Origin of the sequence: Riemerella columbipharyngis, from assembly GCF_900101995.1 — a bacterium.
GTDB lineage: Bacteria > Bacteroidota > Bacteroidia > Flavobacteriales > Weeksellaceae > Riemerella > Riemerella columbipharyngis.
On the sequence record NZ_FNAS01000001.1, the window covers coordinates 321638 to 339539 of the forward strand.

The 17902-nt window shown below is 39.0% G+C and carries 19 protein-coding genes and 1 tRNA gene; 15 read left to right on the top strand and 5 right to left on the bottom strand.

Features of this window, described 5'->3' with window-relative positions; genetic code table 11:
• The first annotated feature begins 1 nt into the window (after nt 1).
• From BLS89_RS01400 to BLS89_RS01420, 5 genes are read left to right on the top strand one after another with little or no spacing between them, the layout of a single operon-like run.
• Nucleotides 2-1243, top strand: a complete 1242-nt coding sequence (locus tag BLS89_RS01400; protein WP_092735714.1) for an O-antigen ligase family protein — start codon at nt 2-4, stop codon at nt 1241-1243.
• Nucleotides 1182-2252, top strand: a complete 1071-nt coding sequence (gene wecB / locus BLS89_RS01405; RefSeq protein WP_092735715.1) for a non-hydrolyzing UDP-N-acetylglucosamine 2-epimerase — start codon at nt 1182-1184, stop codon at nt 2250-2252. The genes BLS89_RS01400 and wecB overlap by 62 nt, the downstream gene beginning before the upstream one ends.
• Nucleotides 2252-3490, top strand: coding sequence for a glycosyltransferase family 4 protein (locus BLS89_RS01410; protein ID WP_092735716.1), 1239 nt, complete (start codon nt 2252-2254; stop codon nt 3488-3490). The genes wecB and BLS89_RS01410 overlap by 1 nt, the downstream gene beginning before the upstream one ends.
• Nucleotides 3483-4724: a DegT/DnrJ/EryC1/StrS family aminotransferase gene (locus BLS89_RS01415; RefSeq protein ID WP_245688767.1), complete on the top strand. Its 1242-nt coding sequence runs from the start codon at nt 3483-3485 to the stop codon at nt 4722-4724. The genes BLS89_RS01410 and BLS89_RS01415 overlap by 8 nt, the downstream gene beginning before the upstream one ends.
• Nucleotides 4708-5295, top strand: a complete 588-nt coding sequence (locus BLS89_RS01420; protein WP_092735717.1) for a sugar transferase — start codon at nt 4708-4710, stop codon at nt 5293-5295. Before BLS89_RS01415 ends, BLS89_RS01420 begins: the two co-directional genes overlap by 17 nt.
• Nucleotides 5296-5364: 69 nt before the next feature.
• Here BLS89_RS01420 and BLS89_RS01425 read toward each other — a convergent pair whose 3' ends face one another.
• Both BLS89_RS01425 and BLS89_RS10370 read right to left on the bottom strand, forming a co-directional pair.
• Nucleotides 5365-6747, bottom strand: coding sequence for a TrpB-like pyridoxal phosphate-dependent enzyme (locus BLS89_RS01425; protein WP_092735718.1), 1383 nt, complete (start codon nt 6745-6747; stop codon nt 5365-5367).
• 117 nt (nt 6748-6864) lie between these two features.
• Nucleotides 6865-7059: a hypothetical protein gene (locus tag BLS89_RS10370; RefSeq protein ID WP_143017704.1), complete on the bottom strand. Its 195-nt coding sequence runs from the start codon at nt 7057-7059 to the stop codon at nt 6865-6867.
• Nucleotides 7060-7284: 225 nt separating this feature from the next.
• On the opposite strand from BLS89_RS10370, the gene BLS89_RS01430 reads away from it, so the two are divergent.
• The 7 genes from BLS89_RS01430 (at nt 7285) to mobV (ending at nt 14968) form a co-directional block, all read left to right on the top strand.
• Complete coding sequence (locus tag BLS89_RS01430) at nt 7285-9411, top strand: helix-turn-helix domain-containing protein (protein WP_092735719.1); 2127 nt, start codon at nt 7285-7287, stop codon at nt 9409-9411.
• Nucleotides 9412-9459: 48 nt separating this feature from the next.
• Nucleotides 9460-9541 (top strand) — tRNA-Leu (locus tag BLS89_RS01435).
• Nucleotides 9542-9778: 237 nt separating this feature from the next.
• Entirely contained in the window at nt 9779-10507 is a 729-nt protein-coding gene (locus tag BLS89_RS01440; protein ID WP_092735720.1) for a hypothetical protein, read from the top strand.
• Between the two features lie 314 nt (nt 10508-10821).
• Nucleotides 10822-11109: a helix-turn-helix domain-containing protein gene (locus BLS89_RS01445; protein WP_092735721.1), complete on the top strand. Its 288-nt coding sequence runs from the start codon at nt 10822-10824 to the stop codon at nt 11107-11109.
• Nucleotides 11110-11112: 3 nt separating this feature from the next.
• Nucleotides 11113-12189, top strand: a complete 1077-nt coding sequence (locus tag BLS89_RS01450) for an AAA family ATPase (RefSeq protein ID WP_092735722.1) — start codon at nt 11113-11115, stop codon at nt 12187-12189.
• Between the two features lie 198 nt (nt 12190-12387).
• The gene (locus tag BLS89_RS01455) at nt 12388-13377 is read left to right on the top strand and encodes a toprim domain-containing protein (protein WP_092735723.1); all 990 of its coding nucleotides are present in this window, start codon (nt 12388-12390) and stop codon (nt 13375-13377) included.
• A gap of 250 nt (nt 13378-13627) precedes the next feature.
• A complete protein-coding gene (gene mobV / locus BLS89_RS01460; protein ID WP_092735749.1) occupies nt 13628-14968 on the top strand; it encodes a MobV family relaxase in 1341 nt (446 codons plus the stop codon).
• 60 nt (nt 14969-15028) lie between these two features.
• On the opposite strand, the gene BLS89_RS01465 is transcribed toward mobV, so the two are convergent.
• Nucleotides 15029-15409, bottom strand: coding sequence for a winged helix-turn-helix transcriptional regulator (locus tag BLS89_RS01465; RefSeq protein WP_092735724.1), 381 nt, complete (start codon nt 15407-15409; stop codon nt 15029-15031).
• A 238-nt stretch (nt 15410-15647) separates the two neighbouring features.
• Here BLS89_RS01465 and BLS89_RS01470 point away from each other — a divergent pair, with 238 nt between their 5' ends.
• From BLS89_RS01470 to BLS89_RS01475, 3 genes are all read left to right on the top strand, one after another.
• On the top strand, nt 15648-16076 hold the full coding sequence (locus tag BLS89_RS01470) for an NAD(P)-dependent oxidoreductase (protein WP_245688768.1): 429 nt from the start codon (nt 15648-15650) through the stop codon (nt 16074-16076).
• Entirely contained in the window at nt 16073-16297 is a 225-nt protein-coding gene (locus BLS89_RS10890; RefSeq protein ID WP_245688769.1) for an NAD(P)-dependent oxidoreductase, read from the top strand. Before BLS89_RS01470 ends, BLS89_RS10890 begins: the two co-directional genes overlap by 4 nt.
• Nucleotides 16298-16370: 73 nt before the next feature.
• Nucleotides 16371-16775, top strand: coding sequence for a pyridoxamine 5'-phosphate oxidase family protein (locus BLS89_RS01475; protein WP_092735725.1), 405 nt, complete (start codon nt 16371-16373; stop codon nt 16773-16775).
• A 22-nt stretch (nt 16776-16797) separates the two neighbouring features.
• Here BLS89_RS01475 and BLS89_RS01480 read toward each other — a convergent pair whose 3' ends face one another.
• Together BLS89_RS01480 and BLS89_RS01485 are read right to left on the bottom strand one after the other, a co-directional pair.
• The gene (locus tag BLS89_RS01480) at nt 16798-17205 is read right to left on the bottom strand and encodes a cupin domain-containing protein (RefSeq protein WP_092735726.1); all 408 of its coding nucleotides are present in this window, start codon (nt 17203-17205) and stop codon (nt 16798-16800) included.
• A gap of 41 nt (nt 17206-17246) precedes the next feature.
• Nucleotides 17247-17786, bottom strand: coding sequence for a Crp/Fnr family transcriptional regulator (locus tag BLS89_RS01485; RefSeq protein WP_092735727.1), 540 nt, complete (start codon nt 17784-17786; stop codon nt 17247-17249).
• Nucleotides 17787-17902: the final 116 nt, after the last annotated feature.

A 17902-nucleotide genomic window follows, 5' to 3' on the forward strand; every position in this document is an offset into this window, starting at 1 on the left:
AATGTTACAGAGGTGGAATTCGTTTAGAAAAGTAGTTTCTATATATGATATTACAATTATCTTGATGTTATCGGGATATTTTTTATCTGCTTTAACACCATATTTTTTGAATACTAATTCTATAAATTATATAGAGCGAATAGTAGTGCTCTCGTTGAGTGGTTATATAATTTTTAAGAATAAATATGTAAAACAAACTTATATTTTCTATATACTATTATTATTTTTTATTTTATATTTTTTAAATCTATGTGTAGATTTTTTTAAATATCATATTGTCTATGATAAACCTATTTATCATTATTTTGGATATTTAATATTTATCTCGGTTATACCGGCTTTAAGTATATTCTTTATTCCAAAAGAAAAAATTAATTGGAAATTTATTCTTTGGGGTACTTGGTTTTCTTTAGGGATTTTCAATGTTGTAAATATTTTATTTACAGATTATTCTAATATATCATACAGAATTAGTGGAATTACATCTTTTTGGCCAATAATTTATGCACAGGTAGGTGTTTCTTTTTCGATATTGTCTGTTTTTTTGTATGAATATTTAAAAGGAAAATGGGATATTATTTGTATTGTATCTTTTTATATGGGGCTTTTTAGCTGTATCATTACGGGGAGTAAAGGGCCTTTATTTTTCTTTTTTGTGCTTTTATTCCTTTATATTATTTTATTTGGAATACCTAGGGTTTTTAAAAATGTTTATTTTATAATAAGTTCGATTTTGTTTATCTTATTTTTATTCTTTAATAGTGATTTTTCTATTTATCATAGAATTTATGATTTTTTATTTACTAATAATGATGCTTCTAAGCAACAAAGAATGGAGATACTAAAATATACGATTGATAGTATTAAAGAACATTTTTGGCAAGGCTCCAATATGTTTATTAAAACAAAGACTCTTCACTCGACATATCCTCATAATCTATTTTTAGAGTCTATTATGACAATGGGGGTAATAGGAGGAATTTTATTTTTATTTATAAATATTAAAGCTATTTATAGTGTGTTTCTATATTTAAAAATAAAACATCAAGAAGTATGGGTTGTATTTTTATTTTTACAATATTTTTTTCAAACATTTTTTTCGTTATCTTTGTATTCTAGCGAAGGGTATTGGATTTTATTAGCTATAATTTTGTCAAAAAAAATAAGAAATAATCAGAAATATGAAAATCTTAACAATATTAGGGGCGAGACCTCAGTTCATAAAAGCCGGATCTATAAGTAGAGAAATAGCCAAGCATAATACAATCAAAGAAATTATAGTGCATACAGGGCAACATTACGATGCTAATATGAGCAATATTTTTTTTGAGGAAATGAAAATTCCTAAGCCTGACTATTTCTTAGGGATAGGGGGAAAATCTCACGGTGCTATGACCGGACAGATGATTGAGAAAATAGAGGAAGTTGCACTGAAAGAAAATCCGGACTGGATAATGGTCTATGGAGATACCAACTCTACATTGGCAGGAGCTATCGTGGCGAGTAAACTGCATATAAAATTAGCCCATATAGAAGCTGGGCTCAGGAGTTTCAATATGAAAATGCCGGAAGAAATCAATAGAATACTTACGGATAGGGTTAGCCAGATATTATTTTGCCCTACTAAAACGGCTGTTGATAATCTTTTGAAAGAAGGCTTTGAGAATTTTGAGTGTAAAATTGTAAATAGCGGTGATGTGATGCAAGATGGAGCCATGTTCTATTCTACTCTAATGCAGAAACCACCATTTGATATAGAGAAAGATTTTATTTTATGTACCATCCATCGTGCGGAGAATACAGATAGCTTATCCCGACTAAAAAATATATTCGAAGCACTGAATGAAATTTCTAAAGAAACACAAATTGTATTACCGCTACATCCTCGTACAAAGAAAATCGTAGAAGAAAAGGGCGTAAATATTTCGGATAATATTCTAATCGTGGAGCCTTTGGGTTATCTGCAAATGGTTTGGCTGATAGGTCATTGTAAATTGGTGATGACAGACAGCGGCGGACTGCAGAAGGAAGCATTTTTCTTTAAAAAACCATGTATAACACTCAGAGACGAAACGGAATGGATTGAATTGGTAGAGCATAAATTTAATGTATTAGCCGGTGCAGATAAGGATAAGATAATATCTACTTATAATGACAAAGATAATTTGTTTGCGAAAGATTTTGATGCCGATTTGTATGGTGGTGGGCAAGCGAGCGAGAATATTATAAAACAATTGTTAGAATATAAATAATGAATATATTACTAATAAATCATTATGCGGGTTCCCCTAATTATGGAATGGAGTTTCGTCCTTATCATATGGCTAAGGAATGGGTGAAGCAGGGGCATAATGTTACGATATTAGCATCCAGCTATTCACATTTAAGGCGTGAAATAGACATAAACGGAAAGAACAAAAAAGAAAATATAGACGGCGTTAATTATATTTGGTATAAGACCAAACCTTATGATACCAATGGTTTAGGAAGGGTGTACAATATATTCCAATTCTTAAAGGCATTATGGGGTGATACGAAAAATATAGTGAAGGAGATTAAGCCTGATGTAGTCATTGCTTCGAGTACTTATCCTATGGATATATGGGGGGCTGGTAGAATTGCTAAAAAAGCAAAAGCCCAACTGATATTTGAAGTGCACGATTTATGGCCGCTTTCCCCTATAGAACTTGGAGGAATGTCAAAAAATCATCCGTTTATTATGATATGCCAGCGGGCAGAAGATTTCGCTTATAAACACTCGGATAAAGTGGTTTCTATGCTTCCTAATGTGCATGATTATATGAAGAGCAGAGGATTGGATTTGTCTAAGCTGTCAATAGTACCTAATGGAATTGTAGAAGAAGATTGGGCGGATGTCAATAGCAAACCTCTATCGGAAGGGCCATTAAAGCAATTCGTTACGAAGGTAAAAGAAGAAGGAAAAAAGATTGTTGCTTATACAGGTGCCCACGGTCTTCCCAATGCTTTGGATTCATTTTTAGATGCCGCAAAATTGTTACAAGAAAACAAAAATGTAGTGTTCGTATTGGTGGGTAAGGGCCTAGAAAAAGACAACCTAATAGAGAAAAAAAATCGGGAACATATAGAGAATGTGTATTTCTTTGATCCAATTTCTAAATATGAAATACCTTCTCTTCTTCAATATTTTGATATTGCTTACATAGGGCTTAAATATCAGCCATTGTTTAGATTTGGCGTAAGTCCTAACAAGTTGATGGACTATATGATGGCGGGAAAACCGATTTGCTATGCCATTAATGCAGGGAATAATTTGGTACAAGATGCCGATTGTGGAATAAGTGTAGAAGCAGAAAATCCTCAAGCCATAGCCAATGGAATTAGAGAACTACTTTCACTTTCCGATGAGGAGAGATGCAAGTTGGGTAATAATGGTAAAAAATACATATTAAAACACCAAACATATTCAAAATTAGCAGTTAAATTTCTAAATACAATGCAAAATGACTAATAAAATAATACCATTCTCACCACCAAGGATAGACGATAAAATCATCAATGAAGTAGTAGATGCTTTAGAATCGGGCTGGATCACTACCGGACCACGAACCAAATTGTTTGAAAGTAAACTGGCGGACTATTGCGGGGTAGATAAGGTCTTGGCGGTAAACTCTTGGACTACAGGTGCGGAGCTTGTACTATATTGGTTTGGCATCAGGGAGGGCGATGAGGTAATTGTACCGGTCTATACCTATTGTGCTACGGCGAATATAGTAAGGCATAGAGGTGCTAAGGTGATTATGGTGGATGTGAGCTCGGATTTCGGAATTGATGTTTCCAAAATAGAACCTTATATTACGGAAAAAACAAAAGCGATTATACCGGTGGATGTCGGCGGTTTACCCGTGAATTACGAAGAGATAAGAAACATTGTAAATAAACCAAGTGTTCGGTCTAAGTTTAATCCTACCACAGAAGTTCAGAAGCAATTGGGTAGAATCCTGATATTGTCGGATGCGGCACATTCTTTTGGGGCTAAGTATAAAGGGAAAAAAATAGGTTCGAAAGCGGATTTTACTGTGTTTTCATTCCACGCGGTTAAGAATCTTACCACTGCAGAGGGGGGCGCTATATGCATCAATATGCCGGCACCTTTTGATAATGAAGAGATTTACAATAGACTTAATACCTTGTCTCTACATGGGCAGAACAAAGATGCATTAGCGAAATACCAAATAGGCAATTGGGAATACGATGTTATAGATGCTGGCTTTAAGTGTAATATGACAGATATTTTGGCAGCCATAGGACTTATCGAGTTGGATAGATATGATGATGAAACCCTGAGCAGAAGAAAAGAGATATTCCAAAAATATACAGAGGCGCTCAATAAATACGATTGGGCTATAACGCCGCTTTTCATTGATGAAAACAGAGAAACCTCTTATCATTTGTATTTATTACGAATCAAAGATGTTACGCTGGAAGAAAGAAATCTGATAATACAAGAAATCTTTGGACAAAATGTATCCGTAAATGTTCATTACAAACCATTGCCATTATTATCTTATTATCAAGGCTTAGGGTATAATCTTGATGAATATCCTATGGCGAAAGCACTTTGGGAATGCGAAATTTCACTTCCGGTTTACTATGATTTATCCGATGAGGATGTAGATACTGTAATAGCATCAGTGGTAAAGGCTGTAGAAAAAATAAAGAGCGGAGATGAAAAGAATATTTGATTTTATTTTTTCATTTATCGGATTGTTGGTAATATCCCCGGTATTATTGGGAATAGCTTTGATAATCGCTTTTACCTCAAAAGGTGGCGTGTTTTATAGGCAGAATAGGGTAGGGCGGTTTGGTAGAGATTTCCGTATTTTCAAATTTCGAACGATGTATGTGGACTCGGATAAGAAAGGTTTGCTCACAGTAGGAGGTCGAGACCCGAGGGTAACTAATGTAGGCTACTACCTTCGTAAATACAAAATAGACGAACTTCCTCAGCTTATAAATGTTTTTCTTGGCGATATGAGTTTTGTAGGACCTCGTCCGGAGGTAAGAAAATATGTCGATTTATATAATGACGAACAGAGAAAAGTATTGAATGTCCGCCCCGGAATTACGGACTTAGCCTCTATAGAATATAGGAATGAAAATGAGATTTTATCTAAGCAATCAGAGCCGGAGAAATATTATATAGATGTCATTATGCCTGCCAAATTATCAATCAATCTCAAATATATAGAAAATAGAAGTTTATTCAAAGATATAAATGTTATTCTTAAGACATTAAAAGCTATTCTGGTTTAGAAATAAAAAAAATCTAAAAAGCAGTGGATTGTGCTATTTTAATATTCCACTGCTTTTTTCAAATATAGCTTAATCTGTAAGATTCTTTTTTATCTCATTATCAGAGAGTTCGTGGTCTTGCAAATCACCCGATAAGAAACTGTCATAGGCACTCATATCTATCAATCCGTGTCCGGAAAGCGTGAACAAAATGACTTTCTTTTCTCCTGTTTTTATACATTTTTTAGCTTCTCTTATTGCTGCTGCTATGGCGTGATTGCTTTCAGGAGCTGGTATAATCCCTTCGGTGTGTGCAAATAACTGCCCGGCTTCGAAGCTCTCTATTTGAGGGATATCTACAGCTTCTACCAATTGATCTTTTAATAATTGCGAAATGATAACTCCTGCACCGTGATAGCGGAGTCCGCCGGCGTGAATATTACTTGGTACAAACTTGTGACCTAATGTAAACATAGGTAATAGCGGTGTATATCCTGCCTCATCACCAAAATCATATCGGAATTCTCCTCTCGTAAGTTTGGGGCAAGACGCAGGTTCTGCAGCTATAAAGCGGGTTTTTACTCCTTTTCTCAGGGTATGCCTCATAAAAGGATATGCAGAGCCTCCGAAATTAGACCCTCCTCCAAAACAGCCTATAACAATATCGGGATATTCTCCTGCCATCTGCATTTGCTTCTCTGCTTCAAGACCAATGACGGTCTGGTGGAGGGTTACAAAATTTAGAACAGAGCCTAATGAATATTTGCAATTTAGCGTCGTTTGGGCTAATTCCAAGGCTTCGCTAATTGCCGTTCCCAAAGAGCCTTGATGGTTTGGCGTTTTTGTTAAAATATCTTTCCCCGCCCTTGTAGACATAGACGGCGAGGGTGTAACCTGAGCACCAAAAGTTTGCATAATGCTTCGTCTGTAAGGTTTCTGTTCGTATGAAATTTTTACCTGATACACAGCAGCTTCTATTCCAAATACTTTTGCAGCATAGGATAAAGCCGCACCCCATTGTCCGGCACCTGTTTCTGTGGTAAGATGTGTGGTTCCTTCTTTCTGTGCATAGTAAGCTTGGGCTATAGCCGAATTTATTTTATGCGAGCCAACAGGCGATACCGATTCGTTCTTAAAATAAATATGAGCCGGAGTGCCTAAGGCTTTTTCTAAGGCGTAAGCTCTTACAAGAGGGGTGCTCCTATAGTTTTTATATAATTCTCGTACTTCGTGAGGAATCTCAATCCATGTGTCTTTTTGATTCAGCTCTTGTCGGGATAGTTCTTCCCCGAAAATAGGACTCATTTCTTCCACCGTCATTGGTCGTTTGGTGCCCGGGTGTAGCATAGGTTGCGGTTTAGTAGGCATATCTGCTACGATATTATACCAATGGCGTGGGATTTCGTTTTCATCTAAAAGAAATCTTTTTCGTTTCTCCACTTTTTCCCCTGTTGGTTTAGTACAATCTTTCATGTTAAAAATTTTAATTGTTAAAAATTGAATTTATTTATAAAAAAAATCTCTCGAGACAAAAGCACTTTAGACTTTATACCTCGAGAGATCTAATATTTCGTTAAAAAAGAATATTTGTTATTGCTGTATGATCATATTCGGGACGGTCTTGTGTGCATAGCTAAAGCGTAGAGACCATCGCCAGTTTCTATTATCAAAAGACAACACAAAAACTTCAGATCTGACTAAATCTAAACCTGAAGCCAAAGAAATATGCTTACTTGCTGTGAGTATATTTCTAAGATTTGATATGTTGGTGTCTTTCTTCGACATTTCTTATGCCTCGTTTTCGTTGCAATACTACAAAAAACAATATATATATCCAAAAGATTTTTTTACTTTTTTGTTTATGATGTTTATTTATAGTGTTTTGTGGTGATAAAAGTATTTGTGAATATTGATTTGATTTATGGTAAGTATTTGCTTGGGATATTGGTTTATAAAATATCATATACAAACTATTTTTGATAGAGCTTAAATCCTTATCTTTGTCGTAATATGGATACCAAAGCAATATTTGAACTTCTTGAATATACAGGGCGGAATGTTTTTCTTACGGGGAAAGCAGGTACAGGTAAGACTACTTTTCTAAGTGATTTTGTGCGTAAGACTCATAAAAAATACATTGTACTTGCTCCTACCGGAATAGCTGCCATCAATGCTGGAGGTGTTACGATTCACTCGATGTTTGGGCTGCCGCTTCGCTCATTTTTTCCTACCATAGAACGCATAGATGAGAATATGGGGAATAATATTTTGGATTTGGTTAAACATTTTAAGTTTAGAAAAAATAAACTAAAATTACTCCGAGAGCTTGAAATGATTATCATCGACGAGGTCTCTATGCTGCGTGCGGATGTTTTGGATATGATGGATTTCGCACTTAGAAACGCTCGGCGGAGCTCGGAGAGATTTGGTGGGATACAGATGCTATTCATTGGAGATTTGTTCCAGCTGCCGCCTGTGGTAAGGGACGAGCATCATCTCAAAAAATATTACGATACGCCTTTCTTTTTCAGTGCCAAGGCTTTTGAGGATATTAAAATCGTTACAATAGAACTCACTAAGATATACAGACAGACAGACGATACTTTCCTCTCCATTCTCAATGAAATAAGAGACGGCAAACTCAGTCGTGCTAATTATGAAAAACTTAATGCCCGATATATAGAAGACTTCCAGCCGCCGGATAAGGAACGCTATGTATATCTCACTTCCCACAATAGAATTGCTGACGGTATCAATGAGAAAAAATTAGAAGAATTAAATTCTAAACCTTATTTCTACAAAGCCGGTATAAAAGGAACTTTTAATGAAAACCAATATCCTAATGACCTGGAACTTCAGCTAAAAGTAGGAGCACAGATTATGTTTATAAGAAATGATGCCAGTGGCGAGCGTAAATATTTTAATGGAAAATTAGCCCAAGTAACACACTTGACCAAAGAGGAAATTTGGGTAAAAATAGAAGGAGATACAGAGGAATATCTTCTGAAAAAAGAAACCTGGGAGCACAAGCGCTATTCTATAAATAAGAACAGAGAGGTAGAAGAGGAAGTTTTGGGGAGTTTTGTCCAATATCCTATCCGATTGGCGTGGGCGGTTACCATACACAAAAGCCAGGGACTTACCTTTGATAGAGTCATTGTAGATGCAGGGAAATCTTTCGCCTCTGGTCAGGTTTATGTGGCATTGTCCAGATGTAGAACTTTGGAGGGTATCGTTTTGAAATCCAAAATATCCGAATCCGTTATATTCAATGACGCAAGGGTCGTTAATTTTCAAAATGAAACGAATGCCAATACTCGCTTATCAGAAATCATTCATCAAGATAAGTACAATTATTCTATCGACAAAGTGCTAAGAAGCACGGACTGCAATTGGATTAAAAAGGATTTAGAACAATGGCACAACCAGTCTTTGGTAAGTAGAGATTTGAACAAAGAGGCTGCAAAAGGAATTTATATTAGTGTAAAATCTGCATTGGAAAACTTAATAGAAGTCCATTCTAAATTTGATAAAATATTACGAAAGAAAACTTGGGATTTCACCCACCAAAAAGAAGAATGGAAAGCGATAGAAGAAAAGTCGAAAGGTGCAGCCAAGTTTTTCTTTACAGAGGTTAAGGATAAAGTTCTACAGCCATTATTTGATTTTTACCAACAAACGAAAGGACAAAAAGGGCTAAAAGCTTATAATGTTGATTTCAAAGTACTTTTGGACGATTTGGAGGAATACCTTGAAATTATCCAAAATCTAAAACTAATGGAAGAGCCATTGTTCAATATCGAGGAGCTCAAAAACGATGTGAAGCCGAAGAAACAGCCGACACATATCATTAGTTTTCAAATGTTAGAACAAGGAAAGACAATTGCTGAGATAGCCAAAGAAAGAGGATTGGTAGAAGCTACCATATATGGGCATTTGGCGAAATTTGCAAGTCAAGGGCTTTTGGAATTAGAGAGAGTAACTTCCAAATCGAAAATAGAAAAGTTTGAAAAGATTTTCAATGAGAATCCACAAGACAGTCTTTCAGCTTGGAAAGCAATACTTCCTGAGGATTTTGGCTATGGAGAGATACGCCTGCTATGGGAGCATTATAAATTTTTGAATTTAAGCCGATAGAAATTTTGCAGAATAAAAAAAAAGTTCTATATTTGCAGTCCGATTGAGGCCCAGATGGCGGAATTGGTAGACGCGTTGGTCTCAAACACCAATGCCGAAAGGCGTGCCGGTTCGATCCCGGCTCTGGGTACGATAAAATCCTTGTAAATCACTGATTTACAAGGATTTTTACTTTTATAAAGCGTACTAAAAGTGTACTAAGTAACTGAAACTTAGGAAAGTGTACTTTTCGAGCGAAACAAAGATATAGATTTATATTTAATTAACCCTTATTCTCTTCGTACATTCTTTTTATCTGCCTTTTCTTGCCTGATTGACTGCCGAATACACTAACTTTGTAGCATAGAACCACTCATATTTTACCACGATGGAAGATTTGGAGACAAAGAAACGCTTTGAGATTGTACAACGAGTGATGAATCTTTGCATCTCATCGCTCTACACCTTTTATGAAGAAAGTATCATTCGGAAAAAGTCTGTGTTGGAATTTTCCCGATTGAAGTCTATGCTCCAAGATGAATCCATCCGTATCACCGATGAACTCTCGCAACTCTATCTTACCTATCCGGTTATTGCCTGTGTGCAACAATACTATCATGAAAAGGAATTTTTATGGGAAAGCACATTCTACGAATCATTGGATAAGGAACAAAAATCGAAGTGGATCTCATACTCTCCCCTCCATTTCCAACTCTCAACATTTACTGCCAATCACACGGCATACGACGAAGAACTTCCCTACTTCTCCATTGTCGTTCGTGCCATCGTGCTGGAAAGGTATTCCCATTTTCTATACCAACAGATTGAAAGTTGTTTGCTGAAAGCACATACCATTCAGCAAGATGACGAATCTACAATGATTGCCGAAGAAGTTGAAACTTACCGTCCAAAAAAGAAAACAGTGGTGGGAACATCCAATCCGTTTCATCATACACTTGAAGCATGGCAGATAAAGCTGCTGACGGAATGCGTGAACCGTTCCCGAATGTTTACCACAACTTTGACACCTGAAATTCTCACCGACTTCTTTGAAGGAAAGCTGGAAGGCGTTCTTATATCCAACAACAATCGCTTGTTGGCTTATTTCATGTCGTAACTCTCTTACCGGGAATACATCACCGGCGAATGGCAGGCTGTCATAGCCTACAACCGTTTGGTATTAGGTAAAGCCAAGAAAGCACCCTTGTCCCGTACTGACCTCTCATCAGCCAACGACAGTGCCAAACCTTCACCGAAAGGAAGCGAAATCATTGACAAATACATCAAAGAATTGAAGAAACATTGACCAAAGGTTGAGAGGTCAAACATTGCTCAACTCCCATTCTTTCATTCATCTCTAATTTTGCCCTCGTTATAACACAAACGAGGGTGCGCACCTTCCATTGTTTCACCTCAAAAACCAATTGAAAAATGGAAAAGACCTTAGAGATGCGAGTGGAAGAACTCGAACGAACTTTGTTTCAAACTAAGAATGTATTGAGCTTTGAAGAAGCCAGTGCATTTCTCAATCTGTCGAAAAGCTATCTCTATAAGCTGACGGCAGGTAATCTTATTCCTCATTATAAACCGCAGGGGAAAATGCTCTACTTCGAGAGGACTGAGCTGGAAGCATGGTTACGTCAAAATCCCGTGAAGACAAAGGAGCAAATCAAGCAGGAAGCCCAAGCCTATACAATGAATCATCCCTTAAAGAAGTAGGCTATGGAGTATTACGACAGAACAGAAGAAATCACCAAGGAGAATGCCATCGTCATTTGGCAGGCTTCGAGGTTGAGTATCCAAATGAAATGCGAAAAGGCTCCTGAAATCCTCAAAGCAAACGGAGCGGTCGTGGGTACGTTGGGAAATTTCAGTGCATCTATTGGTAAAGCCAAGAGCAAGAAAACATTTAACGTATCGGCAATCGTGGCAGCTGCTTTGAAAAATGGTACGGTCTTGATGTATGCAGCCGAACTTCCGGAAGAAAAACGCAAGATTCTCTATGTGGATACCGAGCAAAGTCCTTACCATTGCTTGAAAGTAATGGAGCGCATTTTACTTATGGCTGAACTTCCACCCGATAAGGATTGTGAGCGTCTTGAATTTCTGGCTTTGCGCAAATACACACCCAAGGAACGTATTGCTGCCGTTGAGCAGGCTATTTATAACACGCCCGATTTGGGCTTGGTGGTCATTGACGGGATACGGGATATGGTGTACGACATCAACAGCCCGGGCGAATCTACCCGAATCATTTCCAAACTGATGCAATGGACGGATGACAGACAAATTCACATCCATACCATCCTGCATCAGAACAAAGGGGATGAGAATGCGAGAGGACATATCGGAACGGAATTGAGCAATAAGGCGGAAACGGTATTGTTGGTAGAAAAGGATGCAAAGATGCCGGACATCAGTACGGTAAAAGCGGCACATATCCGGGCAATGGATTTTGCGCCTTTTGCCTTTCGTATCAACGAGCAGGCATTACCCGAACTCATCACCGACTATCAACTCTTGGGGAAAGAAGGAGGCAATGCCAAAAGAGAGAAGTTTGACCCCTACAAAGACATCTCCGAACAACAGCACCGCATCGCTCTTGAAGCAGTTTTTACCCTGCAAGAGGAATACGGCTACCAGCAACTCACCAAAGCATTGCAGGATGCCTATTCTTCGGTCGGGGTGCAGTTGAGTACCAACAAGACGGTAAGTCTGATAACCATGCTCAAAAACAAACGGATGATTGTACAGGAGAATGGAAGGAAATATCGCTTTGCTCCAGACTTTCACTATTGAGCCACCACTTCACTTTACTTACAGGGGTGTATATATTAAGGTGCAGAGTGAAGTGGCTGGTTTCATTCCCCCATCACTTTACTTTAAGACCGTACTCTATATATACGGCTGTAAAGCAAAGTAAATACAGACCGTTTCCTATTTATAAACAGGCACGGGCGAAAAGAAAATAATCATTCATCGTAAACACAATTCACAATGACCATACAAGAAGCCAAACAAATCAAACTTGCAGACTATCTGCACAGTCTGGGATATTCTCCCGTAAAACAGCAGGGTGTAAACCTCTGGTACAAATCTCCGTTCAGGGAAGAGAACGACCCTTCTTTCAAAGTAAACACCGAACGTGAGCAATGGTACGATTTCGGGCTTGGAATAGGTGGCAACATCATCACATTGGCAGCACACCTTTATACAACGGACAGTGTTCCGCATATTTTCAAACGCATAGAGGAACAGACTCCGCACGTCCGCCCCGTATCTTTCTCTTTTCGCAAGCAATCTTATTCCGAACCGAGTTTCCAACAGCTTGATATCGTAGAGCTGTCTTCTCCAGCCCTGCTTTCTTATTTACAGGAAAGGGGAATCAATACGGCACTGGCGAAAAGAGAATGCCGTGAAGCCCATTTCACCAACAACGGCAAACGGTATTTCGCCATTGCCTTTCCGAACCTGTCGGGCGGATATGAAATCCGCAACCGATATTTCAAGGGTTGCATCGCCCCAAAGGAAATCTCCCACATCAGACAACAGGGAGAAGTGAGAAGAACCTGCTACGTGTTCGAGGGATTTATGGATTATCTCTCCTTTCTGACATTGAGAATGAAGAGCTGTCCGAACAATCCGGAGTTGGATGGACAGGACTACATCGTGCTGAACTCCGTATCGAATGTAAGCAAGGCTCTCCGTCCCTTGGGAAGCTATGAACGCATCCATTGTTTTTTGGATAATGACTATGCAGGGATGGAAGCCGTCCGCCAAATTCGTTTGGAATACGGCAGGGACTTGTACATCCGGGATGCCTCAGTGTCTTACCACGGATGTAAGGATTTGAATGAATATTTACAGCACAGGCTGAAGCAGGACAGCAGTCAGACAAACAGACCGACATCTTCCTCTATCCTACCGGATTCGGAAGATGACGGACGGAAGCCAATGCTCCCCAAGCAGCGAGGACGCAAAATGTAGGTGGAAGCCCACGGATATTAGTTGCGCTAATACCATAGCTCATTAGGGCATTTTCTCTCGCAATATCGGCTGCGGTTCGGCAATTCAAACAAGTTTGATTGCACTCACCTTGCACGATATTTTCGAGCCGCATTACAAGTAACGCTAAAAATACCCAATGAGCCACAGGGGGCTTCCCCCTTTGGATACCCCCTTTTTTTGAATGACCGTCCGTGACGGTATCGTATCACTCACGTTAAAACGAAGAATTATGGGATACATCAGTTTACAGTTTGACAAAGTCAAAGGCACGTCCGACACGCGAATGTCAGAGCATATCGAGCGCAAGACGATGCCGAGCAATGCGGACAGCAGCCGCACGCACCTCAACCGGGAACTCATCCGTTTTCCCGAAGGTGTGAATAACCGCAATGAGGCCATCAGCCACCGTATCAAGACAGCCGGAATCAAACGAAAGATAGCCGACAATCAGGTACATGCCATTAGAATCCTTCTTTCCGGAACCCACGAAGATTTGATGCAGGTTGTACAAGAGGGAAAACTGGACCAATGGTGCGAGGACAACCTGCAATGGCTGTATGACACCTATGGCAGAGAGAATACTGTTTCTGCCGTGCTGCACATGGATGAGAAAACACCTCATATCCATGCCACCGTCATTCCCATTGTCAAAGGGGAAAGACGAAAAGCCCGAAAGGAAAAGGACACGGGTAAAAAGAAATACCGCAAGAAGAGTACGGACAATGTCCGGCTTTGTGCGGATGATGTGCTGACGCGTGAAAAGTTGGTGGCTTATCACGACAGTTACGCACAGGCAATGCAACCGTACGGATTGGAGCGTGGCATTCGGGGTTCAGAAGCTCGGCACATCACCACAGCCCAATATTACCGTGAGGTAAAACGACAAACACAGGAGTTGGAGCAGGGACTAACCCGGCTGAGCCAAAAGACAGCTGATGCCGAGGAAAAGTTGGAGAAAGTGAACAAGGAAATTGACACGAAAAGATTGGAAAAAGTCAAGACCGACACCAAGACAGCCATCTATTCTGCAGTTGGATCTATTTTCGGGAAAGGGAAAATAGAGAAACTTGAAGAAGAGAAAAGGCTGCTGACCCAAGATTTGGAACAGAAGGACAAACAGATAGCCTCCATACAGCGTGAGAAGGTTCATGCCGATAAGCAGCATGTACAGTGCATGAATGATTTGCGAAATGAATACGAAATGAAAATCGACACCTTAGAGCGGAGTATGGAGGAAGTGGATAGGTATTTCCCTTATGTACGAGGGCTTCTCTCCATCGCAAGGGAGTGTCAGGGATATGGTTTCTCCAATGAGATGGTATTACAACTTGTTCACTTTAAGCCTGTACCATTCAAGGGTAGTTTGTACTCCAAGCAACATCGCCGATACATCGAAACGGACGGTGCAACAGCAAAGGTGGAGAAGGTCTCCAAGTATGCATGTAAATTCCAACTGTGTATTGATGGAATGCCTATCCTTGAATGGTTCAAGCAACAATGGAACTTGATACAAGAGAAGATGAAAGCTGCTCGTATGAGTAACAAACCTAAACGTGGAATGAGATTATAAATCCTAATTTCACAGTTGCATTATATGGAGTAGATAAAAGCTCGCAAATTATTCATTCTTTTATGTGTGGGAGACAATTTTCTTTTTTCTATCCTGTATAATAGCTTTACGATTCTCAGCAGCCCACTCTATCAGCGAATTGATATGAGGTAGCAGAGAGTGCGCTCTGGAGGTTAATGCGTATTCCACTCGTGGCGGAACCTCGGGATATACCGTGCGAACAATGTAGCCATCTTCCTCTAATGTACGTAAAGTAACGGTGAGCATCTTTTGGGAAATGTCGGGAATCTCGCGTTGTAACTCCTTGAAACGTATCATCTCCTTGTCTGCTCTGTTCAGCGTATAAATGACTAAAAGAGACCATTTATCACAGAGTCTGGCTAATATATTTCGTATGGGGCAGTCGGGAAATACTGCATCTTCAATCGTTGTTCTATCCATAAATATATGTATGTCAATTTACTCTACAAAGGTAAGTAATTCTCTTCTAATACAGTAAGAAACTTTTTTATAATATTTTTTTTGTCTGTAACTTACTGATGCACAACAATAGTTACCTCTATGTAATTTGCTGACTTTCCGGTGCCTATTTGCATGGTCGATGAAGGCTTCATACCTTTGTAGTACAAAAAGATACAAAGGAACTTTTAGTAAGTGATATAATTAAAATATTAGGATTATGAAAAATGTAACATTAATTGGAGCAAGTGGTTTTGTAGGTACCGCAATCTTGAACGAACTGTTGGCAAAAGGACACCGGGTAACCGCAGTGGTGCGTAATCCCGAAAAAATAAGCGCATCAAGTCCAAATCTTAGCGTTGTAAAGGCAGATGTAGCCGATACGAATGCTCTTGTTGATGCCTGCAAGGGAAAGGATGCCGTTATCAGTGCATATAACCCGGGATGGAGCAATCCCAACATCTATGAAGAAACGCTGCGCAACTATCCGCTGATTTTGGATGCCGTCAAGAAATCCGGCGTAAAGAGGTTGTTGTGTGTAGGTGGTGCCGGAACCTTGTTCTGTGCTCCCGGACTTCGGTGGTTGACTCGGGCGTTATCCCTGATGCCATCATGGGAGGTGTTCGGTCACTGGGCGAGTTCTATTTGAATACATTAATCAATGAAAAGGAGATTGATTGGATTTTCTTCTCACCCGCAGGAACCATAGAACCGGGACAGCGCACAGGTGTGTTCCGATTGGGCAAAGACGACCTCATCGTTGATGAGAAAGGCAATAGCCGCATTTCGGTAGAGGACTATGCCATGGCTATGGTTGACGAAATGGAGACACCCAAACACCACTATGAGCGTTTCACTATCGGGTATTAAGCACAAGGAAACAGCATGAAAAAGAGCTTCGGGCAGTACAATTTATTGTCCGAAGCTATTCATTGATTACGGTATGAAAAAAGCATTTGATTTTTTATTGCAACACAAGGAAGTAGCATTAGCAACAGTTGAGAACAACAAACCTAAAATCCGTGTGTTTCAAATTATGAAACAAGAAGGGAATACGCTTTACTTTGCTACTTCTCCACATAAGGAAGTGTATCGTCAACTCCTAACCAATCCACAGATTGAACTGATTGCTATGGAGGGTAACATTTCGGTCAGAGTTGCCGGATGTGCAAAGTTTGATGTTGCAGATACAATAGCCCGGAAGATATTTCTTGATAACCCTGTCTTACCCCGACTCTATAAAGCATACTCAGACTTGGTTTATTTTCGATTGCCTATTACTCAATTAGATTATTACGACCTAACACCCACACCTCCACTTATCGAGCATTTCGAGTGGAGAGAATAATTTCAGGCAGAATAAGTAAACATTATTCTTCTTTCTTCGGCAGTAACTCTATTTTCTTCTCATTGTCAGTAAGCAAATAATACGCAATAAATATGAGTTCATTTGTAGTGGAGGCATTATCAAAATGTGCAATGGGTTGATTCTTGGGTTCATAGAATACGTCTCCTGCTTTCATATATTGAGAAGGCTGACCGTCTATCTGAAACAACAAGTTTCCCGAGACAACATACCCGACAACCGGACAAGGATGCAAATGATAATCAGCTTTTCCTCCCTTCGGAATGACTATTCTTTCTACTACGATATTGGATAGAGTATGCTTTTCGTTCAAATGGAGAGAAAGAAGATTTTTCCTCGTAACTATATTTGTATTTGTCGTTCCGCAACTATATAAGAGTAATGCAAATACAGATAAAATAATTTTATTCATATCTTTTTTGCAGCAAAGGTAGGCATAGAAAAGACATAAACTCATTGACCTATGTTAAGGGATTTGATTCGACTTAAAGATTCTGCCCTAATTCTTAAATAAGATGCAATATGATATTGCGTAACATGTTGTTCTATATTGGGATAGGTTTTCAAAAGTAGTTTATACCGGTTGTAGGCATCATCTGTCAACATAGCCGTTTCTTTACGGCATTTATTGATAAAAAGCGTGTCTGCAATATATTTGCCCAATTTATACCACTCGGTAGATTCATTCAACAGACGGTCATAATCTGATTTATCCAGACAATATATAAATGAATCTTCTAAGGCTTGTATGCTTCCTACACTCTTTTCCTGTGTAAGAAAACTCCGGTAGGAGGTTACGAATGAATCCTCAAAATAGAAGTCGCTATTATGTTCTTCTCCCTCTTTACTGATGTATGAACGGAGTACACCTGACTTGACTATCCCGATAAAAGAACACACTTTTCCTTCCCGAAGTAAGAAGTATAATCCGCAAAACCAAAAGTGCGATTTTTTTAAGGTATGATTGTAACTTTTTTCGTTACAATTAGTCAGAAAAAAAAACTGTTTAAATGAGCGTTTTTGGCATCATTCAAAACATTGGTTACTTTCTTGAAATTCAGCGTTTCGGCAAGCTGCCAAGTATTGGAAACAAAGCCGAGTTCTTGCGC

Bases quoted from the DNA above. Each gene is read 5' to 3' on its own strand.
- BLS89_RS01400 (WP_092735714.1), top strand. From the start codon at position 2: ATGTTACAGAGGTGGAATTCGTTTAGAAAAGTAGTTTCTATATATGAT.
- wecB (WP_092735715.1), top strand. From the start codon at position 1,182: ATGAAAATCTTAACAATATTAGGGGCGAGACCTCAGTTCATAAAAGCC.
- BLS89_RS01410 (WP_092735716.1), top strand. From the start codon at position 2,252: ATGAATATATTACTAATAAATCATTATGCGGGTTCCCCTAATTATGGA.
- BLS89_RS01415 (WP_245688767.1), top strand. From the start codon at position 3,483: ATGACTAATAAAATAATACCATTCTCACCACCAAGGATAGACGATAAA.
- BLS89_RS01420 (WP_092735717.1), top strand. From the start codon at position 4,708: ATGAAAAGAATATTTGATTTTATTTTTTCATTTATCGGATTGTTGGTA.
- BLS89_RS01425 (WP_092735718.1), bottom strand. From the start codon at position 6,747: ATGAAAGATTGTACTAAACCAACAGGGGAAAAAGTGGAGAAACGAAAA.
- BLS89_RS10370 (WP_143017704.1), bottom strand. From the start codon at position 7,059: ATGTCGAAGAAAGACACCAACATATCAAATCTTAGAAATATACTCACA.
- BLS89_RS01430 (WP_092735719.1), top strand. From the start codon at position 7,285: ATGGATACCAAAGCAATATTTGAACTTCTTGAATATACAGGGCGGAAT.
- BLS89_RS01440 (WP_092735720.1), top strand. From the start codon at position 9,779: ATGGAAGATTTGGAGACAAAGAAACGCTTTGAGATTGTACAACGAGTG.
- BLS89_RS01445 (WP_092735721.1), top strand. From the start codon at position 10,822: ATGGAAAAGACCTTAGAGATGCGAGTGGAAGAACTCGAACGAACTTTG.
- BLS89_RS01450 (WP_092735722.1), top strand. From the start codon at position 11,113: ATGGAGTATTACGACAGAACAGAAGAAATCACCAAGGAGAATGCCATC.
- BLS89_RS01455 (WP_092735723.1), top strand. From the start codon at position 12,388: ATGACCATACAAGAAGCCAAACAAATCAAACTTGCAGACTATCTGCAC.
- mobV (WP_092735749.1), top strand. From the start codon at position 13,628: ATGGGATACATCAGTTTACAGTTTGACAAAGTCAAAGGCACGTCCGAC.
- BLS89_RS01465 (WP_092735724.1), bottom strand. From the start codon at position 15,409: ATGGATAGAACAACGATTGAAGATGCAGTATTTCCCGACTGCCCCATA.
- BLS89_RS01470 (WP_245688768.1), top strand. From the start codon at position 15,648: ATGAAAAATGTAACATTAATTGGAGCAAGTGGTTTTGTAGGTACCGCA.
- BLS89_RS01475 (WP_092735725.1), top strand. From the start codon at position 16,371: ATGAAAAAAGCATTTGATTTTTTATTGCAACACAAGGAAGTAGCATTA.
- BLS89_RS01480 (WP_092735726.1), bottom strand. From the start codon at position 17,205: ATGAATAAAATTATTTTATCTGTATTTGCATTACTCTTATATAGTTGC.